This window comes from Streptomyces sp. NPDC048415 (genome assembly GCF_040651675.1).
Lineage (GTDB): Bacteria > Actinomycetota > Actinomycetes > Streptomycetales > Streptomycetaceae > Streptomyces.
This window is the reverse complement of record NZ_JBEZKJ010000008.1, coordinates 113,363-129,801: the sequence shown is the minus strand read 5'-3', so window position 1 is coordinate 129,801 and position 16,439 is coordinate 113,363. Positions and strand designations below refer to the sequence as shown.

Annotated in this window: 15 protein-coding genes and 2 pseudogenes; 9 read left to right on the top strand and 8 right to left on the bottom strand. The window is 71.5% G+C overall.

Annotation, left to right across the window (positions count from 1 at the left end; genetic code table 11):
- The first annotated feature begins 29 nt into the window (after positions 1–29).
- Positions 30–860, top strand: a complete 831-nt coding sequence (locus AB0D27_RS09060) for an alpha/beta fold hydrolase (protein ID WP_362504234.1) — start codon at positions 30–32, stop codon at positions 858–860.
- A 45-nt stretch (positions 861–905) separates the two neighbouring features.
- Here the strand turns inward: AB0D27_RS09060 and AB0D27_RS09055 are convergent.
- A pseudogene (locus AB0D27_RS09055) lies at positions 906–1,742 on the bottom strand (EamA family transporter); the annotation flags it as partial.
- A gap of 10 nt (positions 1,743–1,752) precedes the next feature.
- Positions 1,753–2,130, bottom strand: a complete 378-nt coding sequence (locus tag AB0D27_RS09050) for a hypothetical protein (protein ID WP_362504231.1) — start codon at positions 2,128–2,130, stop codon at positions 1,753–1,755.
- Positions 2,131–2,155: 25 nt separating this feature from the next.
- On the opposite strand from AB0D27_RS09050, the gene AB0D27_RS09045 reads away from it, so the two are divergent.
- From AB0D27_RS09045 to AB0D27_RS09030, 4 genes and pseudogenes are all read left to right on the top strand, one after another.
- The gene (locus AB0D27_RS09045; RefSeq protein ID WP_362504228.1) at positions 2,156–3,526 is read left to right on the top strand and encodes a PLP-dependent aminotransferase family protein; all 1,371 of its coding nucleotides are present in this window, start codon (positions 2,156–2,158) and stop codon (positions 3,524–3,526) included.
- Positions 3,527–3,819: 293 nt separating this feature from the next.
- The gene (locus tag AB0D27_RS09040) at positions 3,820–5,415 is read left to right on the top strand and encodes an alkaline phosphatase D family protein (protein ID WP_362504225.1); all 1,596 of its coding nucleotides are present in this window, start codon (positions 3,820–3,822) and stop codon (positions 5,413–5,415) included.
- Between the two features lie 96 nt (positions 5,416–5,511).
- A pseudogene (locus tag AB0D27_RS09035) lies at positions 5,512–5,847 on the top strand (hypothetical protein); the annotation flags it as partial.
- Positions 5,848–5,968: 121 nt separating this feature from the next.
- Positions 5,969–7,399, top strand: coding sequence for a GNAT family N-acetyltransferase (locus tag AB0D27_RS09030; protein WP_362504222.1), 1,431 nt, complete (start codon positions 5,969–5,971; stop codon positions 7,397–7,399).
- A gap of 253 nt (positions 7,400–7,652) precedes the next feature.
- Here AB0D27_RS09030 and AB0D27_RS09025 read toward each other — a convergent pair whose 3' ends face one another.
- On the bottom strand, positions 7,653–8,858 hold the full coding sequence (locus tag AB0D27_RS09025) for a PLP-dependent transferase (protein ID WP_362504219.1): 1,206 nt from the start codon (positions 8,856–8,858) through the stop codon (positions 7,653–7,655).
- A gap of 60 nt (positions 8,859–8,918) precedes the next feature.
- On the opposite strand from AB0D27_RS09025, the gene AB0D27_RS09020 reads away from it, so the two are divergent.
- Both AB0D27_RS09020 and AB0D27_RS09015 read left to right on the top strand, forming a co-directional pair.
- The gene (locus AB0D27_RS09020) at positions 8,919–9,446 is read left to right on the top strand and encodes an Lrp/AsnC family transcriptional regulator (protein ID WP_362504216.1); all 528 of its coding nucleotides are present in this window, start codon (positions 8,919–8,921) and stop codon (positions 9,444–9,446) included.
- 63 nt (positions 9,447–9,509) lie between these two features.
- Positions 9,510–11,201, top strand: coding sequence for a DUF885 domain-containing protein (locus AB0D27_RS09015; protein WP_362504213.1), 1,692 nt, complete (start codon positions 9,510–9,512; stop codon positions 11,199–11,201).
- A gap of 271 nt (positions 11,202–11,472) precedes the next feature.
- Here AB0D27_RS09015 and AB0D27_RS09010 read toward each other — a convergent pair whose 3' ends face one another.
- Entirely contained in the window at positions 11,473–11,991 is a 519-nt protein-coding gene (locus AB0D27_RS09010) for a rhodanese-like domain-containing protein (RefSeq protein ID WP_362504210.1), read from the bottom strand.
- Positions 11,992–12,152: 161 nt separating this feature from the next.
- Here AB0D27_RS09010 and AB0D27_RS09005 point away from each other — a divergent pair, with 161 nt between their 5' ends.
- A complete protein-coding gene (locus AB0D27_RS09005; RefSeq protein ID WP_362504207.1) occupies positions 12,153–12,599 on the top strand; it encodes an Lrp/AsnC family transcriptional regulator in 447 nt (148 codons plus the stop codon).
- Positions 12,600–12,755: 156 nt separating this feature from the next.
- On the opposite strand, the gene AB0D27_RS09000 is transcribed toward AB0D27_RS09005, so the two are convergent.
- The 3 genes from AB0D27_RS09000 to AB0D27_RS08990 form a co-directional block, all read right to left on the bottom strand.
- Entirely contained in the window at positions 12,756–13,334 is a 579-nt protein-coding gene (locus AB0D27_RS09000; RefSeq protein WP_362504350.1) for a gamma-glutamyl-gamma-aminobutyrate hydrolase family protein, read from the bottom strand.
- A 52-nt stretch (positions 13,335–13,386) separates the two neighbouring features.
- Positions 13,387–14,274: an alpha/beta hydrolase gene (locus AB0D27_RS08995; protein WP_362504204.1), complete on the bottom strand. Its 888-nt coding sequence runs from the start codon at positions 14,272–14,274 to the stop codon at positions 13,387–13,389.
- Between the two features lie 251 nt (positions 14,275–14,525).
- Positions 14,526–14,972, bottom strand: a complete 447-nt coding sequence (locus AB0D27_RS08990; protein ID WP_362504201.1) for a 3-deoxy-7-phosphoheptulonate synthase — start codon at positions 14,970–14,972, stop codon at positions 14,526–14,528.
- Positions 14,973–15,336: 364 nt separating this feature from the next.
- On the opposite strand from AB0D27_RS08990, the gene AB0D27_RS08985 reads away from it, so the two are divergent.
- Positions 15,337–15,840 (top strand): SRPBCC family protein, encoded by a 504-nt coding sequence (locus AB0D27_RS08985; protein WP_362504198.1) that lies wholly within the window; start codon positions 15,337–15,339, stop codon positions 15,838–15,840.
- On the opposite strand, the gene AB0D27_RS08980 is transcribed toward AB0D27_RS08985, so the two are convergent.
- Positions 15,817–16,305, bottom strand: coding sequence for an RNA polymerase sigma factor (locus tag AB0D27_RS08980; RefSeq protein ID WP_362504195.1), 489 nt, complete (start codon positions 16,303–16,305; stop codon positions 15,817–15,819). The genes AB0D27_RS08985 and AB0D27_RS08980 overlap by 24 nt on opposite strands.
- Positions 16,306–16,439 lie beyond the last annotated feature (134 nt).

The following is a 16,439-nucleotide window of genomic DNA, read 5'->3' as shown; positions in this document are numbered from 1 at the left end:
CCAGCGTGTCCCAGACGAGGAGCAGCCCCATGTCCGCCACGGTCTCCTTCAGCCTCCCCTCTCCGCGCGGCCCGAGGACCGTGACCATGTCCTACGCGCGCGTGGGCAGTGGCGAACCGCTGCTCCTGCTGCACGGAATCGGCCACCACAGGCAGGCCTGGGACCCGGTCATCCACATTCTGGCGGCCGAACGCGACGTCATTGCCGTCGACCTTCCCGGCTTCGGCGAGTCGCCGGCGCTGCCCGAAGGGCTCACGCACGACCTGGCGACGGTGGTACCCGCGCTCGGAGCGCTCTGCGAGGCACTGGAGATCGAGCGGCCGCACGTGGCGGGCAACTCTCTGGGCGGCCTGCTGGCCCTGGGGCTGGGCCGCGAGAAGCTCGTACGGTCCGTCACGGCCCTCTCGCCCGCCGGTTTCTGGTCACCGATCGAGCGGCGCTACGCCTTCGGCGTGCTGATGGCCATGCGGCAGGCCGCGCGGCGCCTCCCGCTCCCGGTGGTCGAGCGGCTCTCGCGCACGGCAGCCGGTCGGACGGTGCTGACGAGCACCATCTATGCCCGGCCGGGCCGCCGTTCACCCGAGGCCGTCGTCGCCGAGACCCTCGCGCTGGCCCACGCCGAGGGATTCGGCGAGACCCTCCGGGCGGGAGCCACCGTCCAGTTCACGGACGACATTCCGACGCTTCCCGTCACCGTGGCCTGGGGCACCCGCGACCGGCTCCTGGTGCGCCGCCAAGGGATCCGCGCCAAGCAGATCATTCCCCGGGCGAGGCTGGTGCGGCTGCCCGGCTGCGGGCACGTCCCGATGAACGACGACCCGGCGCTCGTCGCCCGCGTCATCCTCGACGGCAGCCGCTGAGCGGCGTCCTAGGTGGCCCAACGCACCGGATCCGAGGGCGACTCCCCCGCCGACCAGGGCGCTGCCGGCAGCCTGCGCGGCGCCGTACGCGCCCGTGCCCACGAGCGGCGCGGTGCAGGCCGCCGCGACGGGAATGAGACCGGAGAACAACGTGGCGCGCTCCGCGCCGATCCGCTGCATGCCCATGTACCAGCACACGAAGCCGACCACCGTGACGACCGCCGCCTGCCACAGCAGCGCGGCGGCCTCGGTCGCGTCCGGCGTCCGCAGCCACGCCCCGCCGCCGGTCGACACCCCGGCGACCGCCGACTCGACCGCGGCAAGCCCGCACACCGTGGCCGACAGCAGGCGTGGCCCCAGGGGCCGCAGCACGGGCACGGCCAGGACCGCGAAACCGACCTCTCCGGCCAACGCGCACACGGAGTAGGCGATCCCGGCCGCGTCCGTGCGGCCCCACCCCTGGACGGTGAAGGCGCCGAGAGCGACGAGCAACGCTCCGCCCAACACGCGGCGTTGTGGACGGCGGCCCTCCTGAAGCGGGACGACAACGGCCACGATCACCGGGGCGCAGCCCACGAAGACGCCCGGAACCGCCGGTTCCGCCGTGCGTTCGGCGGCGATGACCGCCAGGTTGAAGGCGACCATGCCGACGGCCGCCAGCAGCGCGAGGCGCCCCCACTCACGCGCCGCCAGCCGCCGCAGCGGGGCCGCGCCGCCCCGGCCGACCAGGGGCAGGAGCAGTAGGCAGGCGAGGCCATAGCGCAGGAACTGGCCGCCCGTGTACGGATAGTGGCCCAGGACGCTGTTGGCGGTGAAGGAACCTCCGACGAGGACGCAGGCGAGGGCGGCGAGCAGCGCGCCCCGGGTGGTGGTGGCGTTCATGACGGTGACGCTATGTAGGGACGTGGTCCGGCTTAAGGTCCACTTCCATGACGTCATCGGGGACCAATCGTGGCGGGCCACAGGCGTCCGCGCCGTCCGGAGCCACGCCGTCGACCGCCGCGCCGTCCGGAGCCGCACCGTCAGCCGCCACACCGTCCGAAGCCGCGCCATCGGCCGCCGTGCCGTTCAGTGCCGCACCGTCGAGCACCGCGCCGCCCGGAGCCACGCCATCGGCCGCCGTGCCGTTCAGTGCCGCACCGTCAGGAACCGCTCCGTCAGGCACCACTCCGTCAGGCACCACTCCGTCCGGAGCCGCACCGTCAGCCACCACACCGTCCGGAGCCGCACCGCCGAGCACCGCGCCGTCCGGAGCCGCACCGTCAGCCACCACACCGTGGACCGCCGCCTGGGAAGTGCTCCTGCCCGCCGCCTCGGTGCCCGCACGCGCGCGTGGCCGCACCTTGCAGGCGGCGCTGCGCGAGGCGGTTCGTTCGGGGCGGCTCGCTCCGGGCGCCCGGCTGCCGTCCAGCCGTGAGCTCGCCGCCGACCTCGGCGTGTCGCGGGGGCTGGTCACGGAGGCGTATGAGCAGTTGACGGCCGAGGGATATCTGCGCAGCGACCGTGGTGCCGGGACCTGGGTCGGCGGCGCTGCCCGTGCAGCGGGCCCGCGCGCGCGTGATCTCGCCCCACGACCTGCCGGAGCGCGGGCCGACTTCGTACCCGGGACGCCGGACCTGTCGCTGTTCCCGCGAGCCGCGTGGGCGGCGGCGCAGCGCGGAGTGCTGGCCGAGCTGCCGCATCACGCCCTCGGCTACCCGGACCCACGCGGTCTGCCCCAGCTGCGTACGGCCCTCGCCGAACTGCTCACCCGGCGCCGGGGTGTGGTCGCCGACCCGGAGCGGATCGTCGTGGTCTCCGGAGTCGCTCAGGCGATGACTCTGCTCGGTTTCGTGCTCCACGCGCGCGGGGTGCGCGAGGTCGGTGTCGAGAAGCCGGGGAGTCCTGAGCACAGCGCGCTGTACGCGTCGGCCGGCGTCGGCACCGTAGCGCTGCCCCTGGACGAGGAAGGACTGGCCAGCGGTCCGTTGGAGGCGTCGGGCGTACGCGCGGTGGTGACGACGCCCGCCCACCAGTTCCCCTCGGGGATCGCGTACTCGGCGCGCCGCCGCGTGGAACTCCTTGACTGGGCACGCTCGATGGACGGACTCGTGATCGAGGACGACTACGACGGGGACTTCCGCTACGACCGTGCCCCGGTGGGTGCCCTGCAAGGGCTCGATCCCGACCATGTCGCCTACACGGGGTCGGTGAGCAAGTCCCTCGCCCCGGGTCTGCGGCTCGGCTGGCTGCTCGTCCCCGCGGCCCTCTCCGAGGAGGTCGTCGAGCGCAAACGCACCATGGATCTCGGCAACCCGGTCGTCGACCAGGCGCTCCTTGCCCGTTTCGTCGAACGGGGCGACTACGACCGGCAGCTGCGCCGCTGCCAGCGTGCCTACCGGGAACGGCGTGACGCCCTCCTGTCCGCCCTGGAGGAGGACTTCCCGGGCACGCGGGTGACCGGAATCGCGGCGGGTCTGCACGTCATCGCCGTGTTGCCCGGCCGATACGGGCCACAGGACCACTTCTTGGCGCGGACCGCTGAGAGGGGGGTGGCGGTCCGTTCGCTCGCACACTACGGAGGGGCGGTCGAGGACGGCGTACGGCTGGTGTTGGGGTACGCGCACCTGTCGCCGGCGCGGATCCGCGAAGGGGTGCGGCTGATGGCGGAGGTCGTCCGCGGCTGAGTTCCCGTCTCCGAGTGCCTGAGCCGTCGACACGGTCCGCAGCTGAGTCACTCCCTTCGAGTACCTACGATGCCGACACCGGCCGCAGCTGAATCACTCCCATCGAGTACCTACGATGCCGACACCGGCCGCAGCTGAATCACTCCCTCGAGTGCCCGCGAGACCGCCCTGAGTCGTGCCTCGGCTCCCTTGTTCCCGCGGCCAGTTGTTCACTTGTGGTTTCCGTGGGCGCTGCGGCGGCCCAGTAGTTGTGGCATTGCACACTGGCCGAATCCGTCCCTGGAGGCGCATTCATGTCACACCGTCCGCACAGCCTCTTCCCCGGTCGCCGCGGCGTTCTGCGCGGCTCCCTCGCCGCGTCGGCGGCGCTGGCCCTGCCCACCGCGCTCGGCGCGGCACCGGCGTTCGCCCTGTCCGGGCGGCCGAAGCCGGGGTGGGGTGTCCAGGCCGGAGACGTGACCGCCGACTCGGGACTGGTCTGGGTCCGCTCCGACCGCCCTGCCCGAATGATCGTCGAGACGTCGGCCACCGAGTCCTTCCGCAATCCCCGCAGATGGCAGGGCCCGCTGCTCGGCGCGGACACGGACTTCACCGGCACGACGCGGCTGCGAGGACTGCCCCCGGGCGAGCAGATCCACTACCGCGTCCTGCTCGCCGATCCCGACGACCCGCGGCGCACCGGCGAACCGGTGACCGGCACATTCCGTACGACGCCGGTCGGGCGGCGCGATGGAGTGCGCTTCCTGTGGTCGGGCGACCTGGCGGGCCAGGGCTGGGGCATCAACCCGGACATCGGCGGCTACCGGATCTACGACGCCATGGCCAAGCTCGATCCGGACTTCTTCCTGTGCAGCGGTGACAACATCTACGCCGACGGACCGATCGCGGCGACCGCGGCGCTCCCCGACGGCAGCACCTGGCGGAACATCACGACCGAGGAGAAATCCAAGGTCGCCGAGACGCTGGCGGAGTTCCGCGGCAACTTCCGCTACAACCTGCTGGACGAGAACCTGAAGCGCTTCAACGCCCAGGTGCCGTCCATCATCCAGTGGGACGACCACGAGGTACGCAACAACTGGTACCCGGGTGAGGTGATCGCGGCCTCGGACACCCGGTACGCCGAGAAGAGCGTCGACGTGCTGGCCTCCCGGGCCCGTCGCGCCTTCAGCGAGTACTTCCCCATCTCGACGCTGCGGCCGGGCAGCGAGGACGGCCGCGTCTACCGGGTCATGCGGCACGGCCCGCTCCTGGACGTCTTCGTGCTCGACATGCGGACGTACCGCAACGCCAACTCCTCCGACACACAGACCACCGACCCACAGGGCATCCTCGGCGCCGAACAGCTGGAGTGGCTCAAGCGGGAGCTGTCACGGTCGCGTGCCGTGTGGAAGGTGATCGCCGCCGACATGCCGCTAGGCCTGGTCGTGCCGGACACGACCGAGGGCAAGCCGAACATCGAGGCAGTGGCGCAGGGCGACCCGGGCGCGCCGCTGGGGCGCGAGCTGCAGATCGCGGAGCTGCTGCGGTTCGTCAAGCACCGGCGGATCACGGGCACCGTCTGGCTCACCGCCGACGTGCACCACACCTCGGCGCAGCACTACCAGCCCTCGCGGGCCGCCTTCACCGACTTCGAGCCGTTCTGGGAGTTCGTCTCAGGGCCGCTCAACGCCGGTGCCTTCCCGGCGAACGCGCTGGACAACACCTTCGGGCCCGAGCGGGTGTTCGTGAAGGCGCCGACCGCCTCGAACGTCTCTCCCGCCGGCGGCTACCAGTTCTTCGGCGAGGTCGACATCGACGGGGACAGCGGCGAGCTCACGGTGCGGCTGCGCGAGCAGGACGGCAGCGTGCTGTTCACGCAGGTGCTGCAGCCCGGGCACGTGGGGCAGTAGCGCCCGCCGCCTCCCGTACCCTCGAACCATCGTCCGCGCACCGGAGTCATCCCCCGGTGCGCGGCGGCGTTGGTGCCGGTTCGTCTGCCGCCATAACTGGCAGAGCTGGTTCGCCGGGGGGCCGTGAAGCCGCTGCGGCTCGCCGAGTCGATGCAGACGGCGGCGGCCACGGGCGCCTACGCCACCGTCTGGTCGGTGCTCCGCGACGCGCTGCCCGTTCTGCTGGCCGATCTCGCGACGGACGGCATGAGCGGCAGTCCCGCACGCGGGCTCGGAGATCTGCTGGCCGTCGCGGCCGACTGCGCCGAGCGGTCCGGGGCACGCGGTGATCTCACGCATCTCGCCCAGACGGCCGGATGGCGCGGCTCGTCCAAGTTGGTGGCTCAGGCACGCCGCCTGCGGATCGCGCTGACACATCAGGCGGCCGCCTGATGTAAGCAAAGGACCCCTAAAAAGAACTCCAAAAGGGGCAGAACGATACTTAACCGATCAGTCACAAACCGTTCGTGATCACGCAACACCCTTCCTTCACAGTGGCTGTATGACTCCAGACATGTCTGATGTGACGCGTACGAAACACGGTCGCCCCATCCACCACTGGCGGCGGGACCTCGTCGAACTGGCGGCGCTGTTCACGGCCGTCGCGGTCGCCGACGCCGCCGCCAACCTGATCGGGCACGGGCCCGACGGGCCCGCTCTGCTGGTGACCTCGGCGGTGATCCTCGTCGCCACGGCCGGATTCCACACATGGTGGGCACGCCACCACGGTCACGCGCCGCCGGCGGACGATACCGGCGCCCGGCCGCTCGCCGACGGCCGGCCGGCCGGGGCGTCCGAGGAAGCCGCCGCGACGCCGGAGGCCGTGGGCGGGGCGACCGTGCTCTGGCGCATGCGCACGACGGTGAGGGACACGCCCGGTTCGCTGGCCGCGCTGTGCACGGCGCTGGCGCAGCGGCAGGTCGACATCCTGAGCCTGCAGACGCACCCGCTGGCCGAGGGCACGGTGGACGAGTTCCTGCTGCGCGCCCCCGCGGAGCTGGCCAACTCCGAGATCACCCGCGCGGTGTCACAGGCGGGCGGCGCCGGGACCTGGATCGAACGGGCCGACGCCCACGACCTGGTGGACGCGCCGACGCGGGTGCTGGGCCTCGCCACCCGTACGGCACTGGACGCCGCGGAACTGCCGCTCGCGCTGCGGCAGTTGCTCGGCCGCTGCACCATCCGTTCGCTGCCCGCCAAGTCCCCGGGTTCCGGGCGGGCGCAGGAGAGCGCTCCGGTGGAGGGGGCCCTTGAGGACACGGTGATGCGGCTACGGGCGCCGGAGGGCGGAGTGATCACGGTGGAGCGGCCGTATCTGCCGTTCACGCCGACCGAGTTCGCGCGGGCGCGGGCGCTGGTGGAGCTGGACGCGCGGCTCGGTCCGCGGATTCCGCGCGGTCAGGACATGCTGACGCTGCCTCGGGGCAACGCCATCACTGTGCGGCGTGCCGACGTCTCCGACGTCGAGGCCGCCAAGGCGATGCACGAGCGCTGCTCGCCGCGCACGCTGAGCATGCGCTACCACGGCCCGGTCGGCGACGTGGACCGGTACCTCAACCACCTGCTCAGCCCCCGTTTCGGACGCACCCTCGCCGTGCAGACGGCATCCGGGCGCATCGTCGGGCTCGGCCACCTGCTCTGGGACGGCGACGAGACGGAGATCGCGCTGCTCGTCGAGGACGACTGGCACCGGCGCGGGGTCGGCGGCGAACTGCTCGGCCGCCTGGTGACGATGGCCGTCGAGGCCGGCTGCGAGAGCGTGTACGCCGTCACGCAGGCGTCCAACACCGGCATGGTCGCCGCCATGCGTGGTCTCGGCCTCCCCCTCGACTACCAGATCGAGGAGGGCACCCTGGTCATCACCGCCCGCCTGGACGCGACTCCGGTGACTGCGCGACTGCCGCACGACGAGGGCCAGCGTGGGGAGCGGGTTGTGCGGGACTAACGGGCCGAGGGCAGCGGCCACCGCGGTTGCCCGAGCGACGCCCGCTCGGGCAACCCGGGGCGACGCCCGCCCGGGCAAACCCGGGGCGGCACACGCCCGGGCGGCCCCGAGCAACCCACGGCCGTGACCCGCCCGGGGCGGCGCACGCTCGGACGGCCCGGGCGGCGCACGCCCGTGACCGAGGCAACCCACGCCCGTGACCCTGGGCAACGCACGCCCCGGCGGCCCCGACACACACCCGCGCCCCTCCCCCTCAGCTCCGCCCCCCACCCCCCAACGCCCGCTCCAGGTCATCCCACAGGTCGTCCACGTCCTCCAGACCCACCGACAGTCGCAGCAGCCGGTCGCTGACTCCCGCGTGGTGGCGGTCTTCCGGGGCCACTATGCGGTGGCTGATGGAGGCCGGGTGCTGGATGAGGCTGTCGACGCTGCCGAGGCTTACGGCGGGGGTGATCAGGCGGACGTCGGCGATGACGTCGTGGGGGTCGCCGTGGACCTCGAAGGCGATCATGGCGCCGCCGATGCGCGGATAGTGCACGCGGGCGACGCGCGGGTCGTCGGCGAGCCGTCGGGCGAGTTCCGCGGCGTTGGAGGAGGCGGCTCGGACCCGTACCGGCAATGTCGACAGGCCCCGCAGCAACAGATAGCCGGCCAGCGGATGCAGGACACCCCCCGTCGCGAACCGCACTTGGCGCAGCCGCCGGGCGAACTCCTCGTCACAGGCCACCACTCCGGCCATCACATCACCGTGCCCGCCCAGGTATTTGGTCGCGCTGTGCAGGATCAGACGGGCGCCCTGTTCGGCGGGGCGTTGCAGCACGGGCGTGGCGAACGTGTTGTCGGCGAGCAGCGGCACGGATCCGCAGGCGTGCGCGACGGCGCGCAGGTCGAGTTCGGCGAGGGTCGGGTTGGCCGGGGACTCCACCATCACCAGACCGGTGTCGGGGCGCAGAGCGTCGGCGATGCCGGCCGGATCGACCCAGGTCACCTCGCTGCCCAGCAGTCCCGCCGTGAGCAGGTGGTCGCTGCAGCCGTACAGGGGGCGTACGGCGACGACATGACGCAGTCCCATCGCGTTCCGTACGAGCAGTACGGCACTCAGCGCGGCCATACCGCTCGCGAACGCGACCGCGCTCTCGGTGCCCTCCAGGCGCGCGAGGGCGGTCTCGAAGCGGGCGACGGTGGGGTTGCCGAGCCGGGCGTAGACGGGCGGTCCCGACGGTTCGCCGCCGTCGGCCGCGAACGCGTCGATGCGGGCGGCCTCACCGCGGCTGTCGTACGACGGGTAGGTCGTGGACAGGTCGATCGGCGCCGCGTGCAGCCCCTGACCGGCGAGATCCTCCCGCCCGGCGTGCACGGCCTCGGTGGCGAGCGCCCGAGCCGTCGGCGTGATGGAGGACTGGCCGGTTCCGTTCAGGAGGTCCTGTGCGTCATATGAGTCGTATACCAAGGAATCCATGGTCAGAAGACTGAACACCGGCCGGGGTTCTAGCGCCAGATCCCGTGTTACGTTCGCGGCATGGCCGATTCTGTCGTACTCGATCCGGTGGATCTTCATCTGCTGAGGCTGCTGCAGAACGACGCTCGGACGACGTACCGCGATCTCGCGGCGCAGGTCGGTGTCGCGCCCTCGACGTGCCTGGACCGGGTGACCAGGCTGCGCCGGGCGGGGGTGATTCTCGGCCATCAGCTGCGGCTGGACCCGGCGAAGCTGGGGCGGGGGCTGGAGGCGTTGCTGTCCGTGCAGGTCAGGCCGCATCGGCGGGAGTTGGTGGGGCCGTTCGTGGACCGGATCAAGGCGCTGCCGGAGTCCCGTACCGTCTTCCATCTCACCGGACCCGACGACTACCTCGTCCATGTCGCGGTCGCGGACATGGCGGATCTGCAGCGCCTGGTGCTGGACGAGTTCACCTCGCAGCGTGAAGTGGCGCGGGTGGAGACACGGTTGATCTTCCAGCAGTGGGACTGCGGCCCGCTGCTGCCGCCGCGGCGGGACCCTCACCCCGCGAAGCCGGTCACGGACAAGCCCGCGGCGAAATCAGCTTGATACGGGCGCGAGGCCTCGCTTATCGGGCTGACGTGGCGCCTGTCCCCGTATGAGGATGTCCGCATGTCACAGACGAAGAACCCGCTGCCCCGCGAGGTCGCCGACGCCTACGTCGACGACCTCATCGCCCTCGACCCGGTACTCGGCACCTACCTCGGTGTGAAGGAGAGTCACAGCAAGCTGCCCGACACCTCGCCCGCCGGCCAGCAGGCCGTGGCGGATCTGGCGCGGGCGACGCTCGCGCGGCTGGACGAGGCGGAGCGGCAGCCCGGCGCGGACCGTGACATCGAGCGCCGCTGTGCCCGGCTGCTGCGCGAGCGGCTCACCGCCGAGATCGCGGTCCACGAGGCCGGCGAGGGCCTGCGGGCCGTGGGCAACCTGCACACGGCGCCGCACGGGGTGCGGGAGGTCTTCACGCTCACCCCGACCGGGACGGACGAGGACTGGGCCGCGGTCGCCGAACGGCTGCGCGCGGTACCGGCCGCCCTCGCCGGATACCGGGAATCCCTCGCCCTGGGCCTGGACCGCAAGCTGTACGCGAGCCCGCGCCCGACCGCGACCTTCATCGAGCAGCTCACCGAGTGGTCGGACACGGACGGCCAGGGCCGGGGCTGGTTCGAGGACTTCGCGTCGGCGGGCCCGGAATCCCTGCGCGGCGAGCTGGACACGGCCGCCCGCACCGCCACCGAGGCTCTCGTGGCCCTGCGGGACTGGCTGCGCGACGTGTACGCGCCCACGATCGAGGGCGCCCCCAACGCGGTGGGCCGCGAGCGGTACGCGCGTCTGGCGCGCTACTTCAACGGTACGGATCTCGATCTCGACGAGGCGTACGCGTACGGCTGGGCCGAATACCACCGCCTCCTCGCGGAGATGAGGACCGAGGCCGAGAAGATCCTGCCCGGCGCCGAGACGCCGTGGGCGGCCCTCGCGCACCTCGACGAGCACGGCACGCACATCGAGGGCGTCGACGAGGTGCGGGCCTGGCTCCAGGGCCTGATGGACGAGGCGATCGAGGCCCTGGACGGCACCCACTTCGAACTCGCCGAGCCGGTACGGAAGGTGGAGTCCCACATCGCACCGCCCGGCGGCGCCGCGGCCCCGTACTACACCGCGCCGTCGGAGGACTTCTCGCGCCCGGGGCGCACCTGGCTGCCGACGATGGGGCAGACCCGCTTCCCCGTCTACGACCTCGTCTCCACCTGGTACCACGAGGGCGTGCCCGGACATCACCTCCAGCTCGCGCAGTGGGTGTACGTCGTCGAGGACCTCTCCCGCTACCAGGCCACCGTCGGCGGGGTCAGCGCCAACTGCGAGGGCTGGGCGCTGTACGCGGAGCGCCTGATGGACGAGCTGGGCTTCCTGACCGACCCGGAGCGGCGGCTCGGCTATCTCGACGCGCAGATGATGCGCGCGGCCCGGGTCATCGTCGACATCGGCATGCACCTGGAACTGGAGATTCCGGCCGATTCGCCCTTCCACCCGGGCGAGCGCTGGACCCCCGAGCTGGCGCAGGAGTTCTTCGGCGCGCACAGCAGCCGGCCGGCCGACTTCGTGGAGAGTGAGCTGACCCGCTACCTCACCATCCCCGGCCAGGCCATCGGGTACAAGCTCGGCGAGCGCGCCTGGCTGCTGGGCCGGGAGAACGCGAAGAAGCGGCACGGTGACGCCTTTGACGCCAAGGCCTGGCACATGGCCGCCCTCTCGCAGGGTTCTCTGGGCCTGGACGACCTGGTGGACGAGCTGTCCCAGCTCTGACGATCATCGCCGGCGGCCAGGGACGCACGTCGTCTCCGGCCGCCGTGCGCGATGGCCGTCGTTCCCCCGGCCGCCGTGCGCGATGGTCGTCGTTCCGACCGGGCCGCCGTGCACGATGTCGTCGTTCCGACCGCCCCGCCGTGCACGATGCGGGGCGCACGTCATCCCCGGCCGCTGTGCACGATGGTCGTCGTTCCCCGCCGGCCGCCGTGCCCGGCGGGGGTCCGAGCCCTCGCGAGTCCGGGCCCTCGCGAGTCCCCCCCCCGCGCGCTCAGCAGCCGCAGTCCTCCTCGTCCGCCGGGGCCGTCAGCGGGTCGGCGGCACGCCGCTCGCGGCCTTCCCAGGTCTCGAACTCGAAGCCCTCGCGGGCCCAGTACTCGAAGCCGCCGAGCATCTCCTTGACCTGGAAGCCGAGTTCGGCGAGGGCGAGTGCGGCGCGGGTCGCGCCGTTGCAGCCGGGGCCCCAGCAGTACGTGACGACGGGCACCGACCTGTCGAGGAGCCGCTCGGCCTGCTCGGGGATGAGAGCGGTGGGCAAGTGGATCGCGCCGGGGATGTGTCCCTGGTCCCAGGACGCGGTGGAGCGGGAGTCGAGGACGACGAAGCCGGGGTCGCCATCGGCGGCGAGGGCCGCGGCGACGTCGGACACATCGGCGTGGAAGGAGAGGCTCGCGCCGAAGTAGGCGGCGGCCGCGGCCGGGGATGCCGGCGCGACGCGCAGAACCGGGTTCGTCACGGTCGTCGTACTGGTCGCGGTGGTGTTCACGGTGGTGTCAGCGGTCACAGTCATGGTCTGGTTTTCCCTCCCTGTCCCGCCGAACCGGCACCTTCTCCGCACCGGCCCCACGGGACGTCCTGTCCAAAAACCTACGTCCGGTGATCCACTTCCTGAAGGGGCGATTCACGGCATCACTCTTGATCGGCCGGTGATTTCCCTGCTATCCATCGCACATGACCGCGTATTCCCCGGACGCCACCGACTGGCGCATCCTCGATGTCCTCCAGCGCGAGGGCCGGTCCAGCTTCACCGAGCTGGCCCGGGCCGTCTCCATGTCCGCAAGCGCGGTCACCGAGCGGGTGCGCCGCCTGGAGGAGGCGGGTGTCATCCAGGGGTACGCGGCCGTCGTCGACCCGGAGAGCCTGGGCCTGCCGATCCTCGCGTTCGTGCGGCTCAGATACCCCAACGGCAACTACAAGCCCTTCCACGACCTCGTCGAGGCGACGCCCGAGATCCTGGAGGCGCATCACGTCACGGGCGACGACTGCTTCGTCATCAAGGTCGCGGCGCGCTCGATGAGCCACCTCGAGGAGATCTCGGGCAAGATCGGCACGCTCGGCTCGGTGACGACGAGTGTCGTGTACTCCTCGCCTCTCCCGCGACGCCCGCTGGGGCACTGACTCAGCCCTGAACACCCGCTGCCGTACCACCGAGTGCACTATGACTGTCGTCCGGCTCCAGGGGCCGCTCTCCGGCGCCGTGACCTCCGTGCGGTTCCTTACCCTTGCCCTCTTCGCCGTCGGGCGGCTCGATGTCCCCGTGATCCTTGTGTTCCGTCATCGCACGCTCCCCGCGCCGAGAGTCGTCGACGGGGCGCGGGTCAGCCCGGCGACGACGTTGGCCATCAGGGCGTGACCCACGCCCGACTCCATGGTCATGATCCACTCTGGGTGGAACTGGACCGCCGCCACGGGCAGTTCACGGTGTTCGATGCCCATCACCGTGCCGTCGGCGGTGCGGGCCGTCACCCGGAACCCACCGGGCAGCGTGCCGGGATCGGCGTACAGGGAGTGGTAGCGCCCGGCTCGGTAGCGGCTGGGCAGGTTCCCGAACACCACGCCACCGTCGTCGACCACCTCGACCGGTGAGTGCTTGCCGTGCATCGGCAGGGGACGCCGGCCGAGCGTCCCCCCGAAGTGCTCTACCAGTCCCTGCAGGCCCAGGCAGACACCGAAGAGCGGCAGCGCGCGCACCAGTGCCGCGTCGATCAGGTCGGACATGCGGAAGTCAGACGGGCGGCCGGGGCCCGGGGACAGGACGAGCAGGTCGGGTGCCACGGTGTCGAGCAGCTCCGGCGGGAACCCGGCGCGGTAGGTGATGACCTCGGCGCCGGTCTGCCGGAGATAGTCGGCCAGCCGAATTTTCCGGATTCAGGGATTCCGTGAACGTGTCGGGGCCGGGAGGGGGTCAGCGGCCGCCGGTGAACAGCTCGCGTGCCGTCTTCGCCACCAGTTCGGGACGCTCCTCGTGCACGTAGTGCCCGCACCCGGCCACGACCTCCACGCGCAGGTCGCTCGCGTGCCGCCCGGCGTCCGCGAGGACACCCGGAGGCAGCATGAAGTCCCGCTCGCCCGCGAGGATCACGGTCGGCACGGTGAGCCGCAGCTTCTTGTACCGGCCCAGCACCAGCTTGGCGATGTCCCGCAGCGCAAAGGCCCGGTGCAGCGCCTCCCCGGCCCGCGCCCGGTCGGGCTCCTGGCTGGAGCGGACGAACTCGTTCATCGCCGCCGGTGTCCACACCGCCTTCTCCATCACACCCTTGCGCATCAGGTACCGGGTGAACCCCGGCCGTCGGCGCAGTATCCAGCGGCCGAGCAGCGGCTGTTCGAGCAGCGCGGTGTACCAGAACCGCCAGGACTGCGGCATCAGCCGACGGTGCAGCGGCCAGGGGTGCAGCATGTTCAGCGCCAGGTAGTGCGTGAACCGCTCCGGTGCCCGCAGACACAGGTGGAAGCCGGTCCATGCTCCCCAGTCGTGCCCGATGAGACGGACCCGGCCAAGGCCCAACTCGTCCATCAGGGCCAGTACGTCATCCACCTTGCTGTCGGTGTCGTAGCCCTTGGCCGGCGCATCGGACCAGCCGAAGCCGCGCTGGTCCACGCAGATCAGACGGTACTCGTCCGACAGCAGCGGGATCAGCCGCCGCCAGCCGTACCAGTGCTGGGGAAATCCGTGCAGCAGGACCACCGGCTCCCCCTCTCCGGCCTCCGCGACATGCAGCCGCACTCCTCGCACCCGGACATGGTGGTGGCGGACACCTTCGACTTCCGGCATCGGTGATGTGCGGTTCTCCACGGAAACTCCCCGGGGCGTTGATTTCACTTGCTGGCCGGTCTGTCAGGAGGAGGCCGCCTCGCGAAAGGTTCCCTCGGTGCACGGAATTCCGTTCGGCCGGCGGTCATGCCCGTGGCCGACGGAAGTCCGCAAAGACGCGTCCGTAGCGGAACCTGACCCCGACCCGGCAACACACCGGTGCCGGCGAAGCTCCACGGTTCGGCGGCACCGGTGTGTAAGGGGGGCGAACCTCGGGAGCGGCTCGCGAGCCGTCACTCCGCCGCACACAACTCCGCGACCGGAGCGATAAGTTCGGCGGTCTGCGCCCCGTTGAGGCGCGGATCGCAGGCCGTCTCGTACCGCAGGGGTACATCCTCCTCGGTGACCCCGGCGGGGCCGCCGACGCACTCGGTGACGGCTGCCGACGTGGCCTCCAGATGGACGCCGCCGGGCCGGCCGCCGACCGAGCGGACCGCGTCGAAGAAGCCGCGGATCTCGGCGGCCACCGTGTCGACATGCCGGACCTTGTGCCCCGTCGCGCTGGTGTACGTGTTGCCGTGCACCGGGTCGCACAGCCACACCACCGGATGGCCGAGACGGGCCCGTCGGGCAGCCGGGGGCGGGGCCCGTCGAACAGGACCGCGTCCGCGGCGAGTCCGGCGGCCCGCAGCGCACGGTGCAGCGCGCTGCGGCCGATGCGGAAGTCGGTCCTGCGCCATCGCGCCATCGTCCGGGAGAAACGGCGCTCCGCCACCGCGACCGCGACGGGTGGCCCTTCGTGCGCGGAAGCGGTGGCAAAGCCCAGTCCCGTTATCCGCGGTCCGAATTGCGAAAGGGCGCGGGGCAGCACGAGGAGCGACCCACTGGAATACACGATGCCTCTCTCCTCATTCCTGCCCTGAAGGCGGCTCAAGGCTGCCTTGAGAAGAGAGAGGCCGCGCGGTGGCCACACACTCCCCACGGGGTACGAAATATGTCCGGCGAATCAGTTCGGCGTCCCGGACAACGGGCCTTTGCGAGGGCTTGACCGTGCGGGAGGATGGTGCGACTCTCTCTCGCATACGACACAGGGGGAGCGCCAGCATGACCGGTGCGGCGAACAGCGGTTGGCCAACGGCCGAACTCGACTCGGTACGGCGGCTGCGGGTCATCGCCTCCGCCACGCGGCATCCGACGTACGCGGAGCGGTACTTCGACGTGCCGCTCGAGCAGCTGTGGTCCGTCGTCTCCGATCTCGAGCACGAACTCCCGCGAATTGTCCCCGGGTTGCGCTCCTTCACCCTCACCGGCGGCGACGGGGACCGGCTGCCGGGGCAGGCGGTCAGCTCCCTCGGGCACCGTGAGCGCTTCGACGTGGTGCTGCGGCCCGGCTGGTGCCTGATGCAGAGCAGGATTCTGACCGGCGGCATGGCCGCGGTGGCCGACGGCGCCGGCACCCGGTTCGCCTTCTTCAGCAGTCTGCGCTTCCCCGGCGGCCAGGTGGTCGGGCGGGTGCGCCGCTTCCGGTCGGCAAAGCGGAGCGGAGCTCTGCTCGACCGGGTGCAGCGGCGGGTGGAGGCCCCGTCAGTCCCAGGCGGTGCGGAATGACCGGCGGGCGCGGAACAGCCGTGATCTGACCGTGCCGACGGGGACCGAGAGCACCCCCGCGACCTCCTGCTCACTCAACCCCTCGACATGACGCAATGTCAGCACCGCTCGGTGCTCGGGCGCCAGCCGCCCCATGGCGTCGGCGATGTCGGAAGCGAGCTGCAGGTCCTCGACGGTGGGCTTGTCCCCCCACTCCACGGGAACGGTGTTCTGCCGCTGCCGCTGCTTGGCGAACTTCACCGCTTCCCGGACCGCGATCGCCCGCACCCAACCGAACAGCGCCGCGGGCGTCTTGAGCTGGCGGATGTTGCGGAAGACGGCGATGAGCGCCTCCTGGGCCGCGTCCGCCCCGTCCTGCAGGGCCACGGGTCCGCAGACCCGGCCGACGTACGGAGCGAGGACACCGAGCAGTTCGTCCATCGCCAGGGCGTCTCCCCGCTGCGCTCCTTCCACCAGACGAGCCACCCTTTCGGGATCCTCGCCCGTCGTGCGCCCCCCGTTAAATCCACTCACTGCGCCCCCATCGTCAGCTTGAACAAATACGCCGGACGGAACGGGGAATCAGTTGCTCGATTCGAGCACACAAAGGCACACGCAGC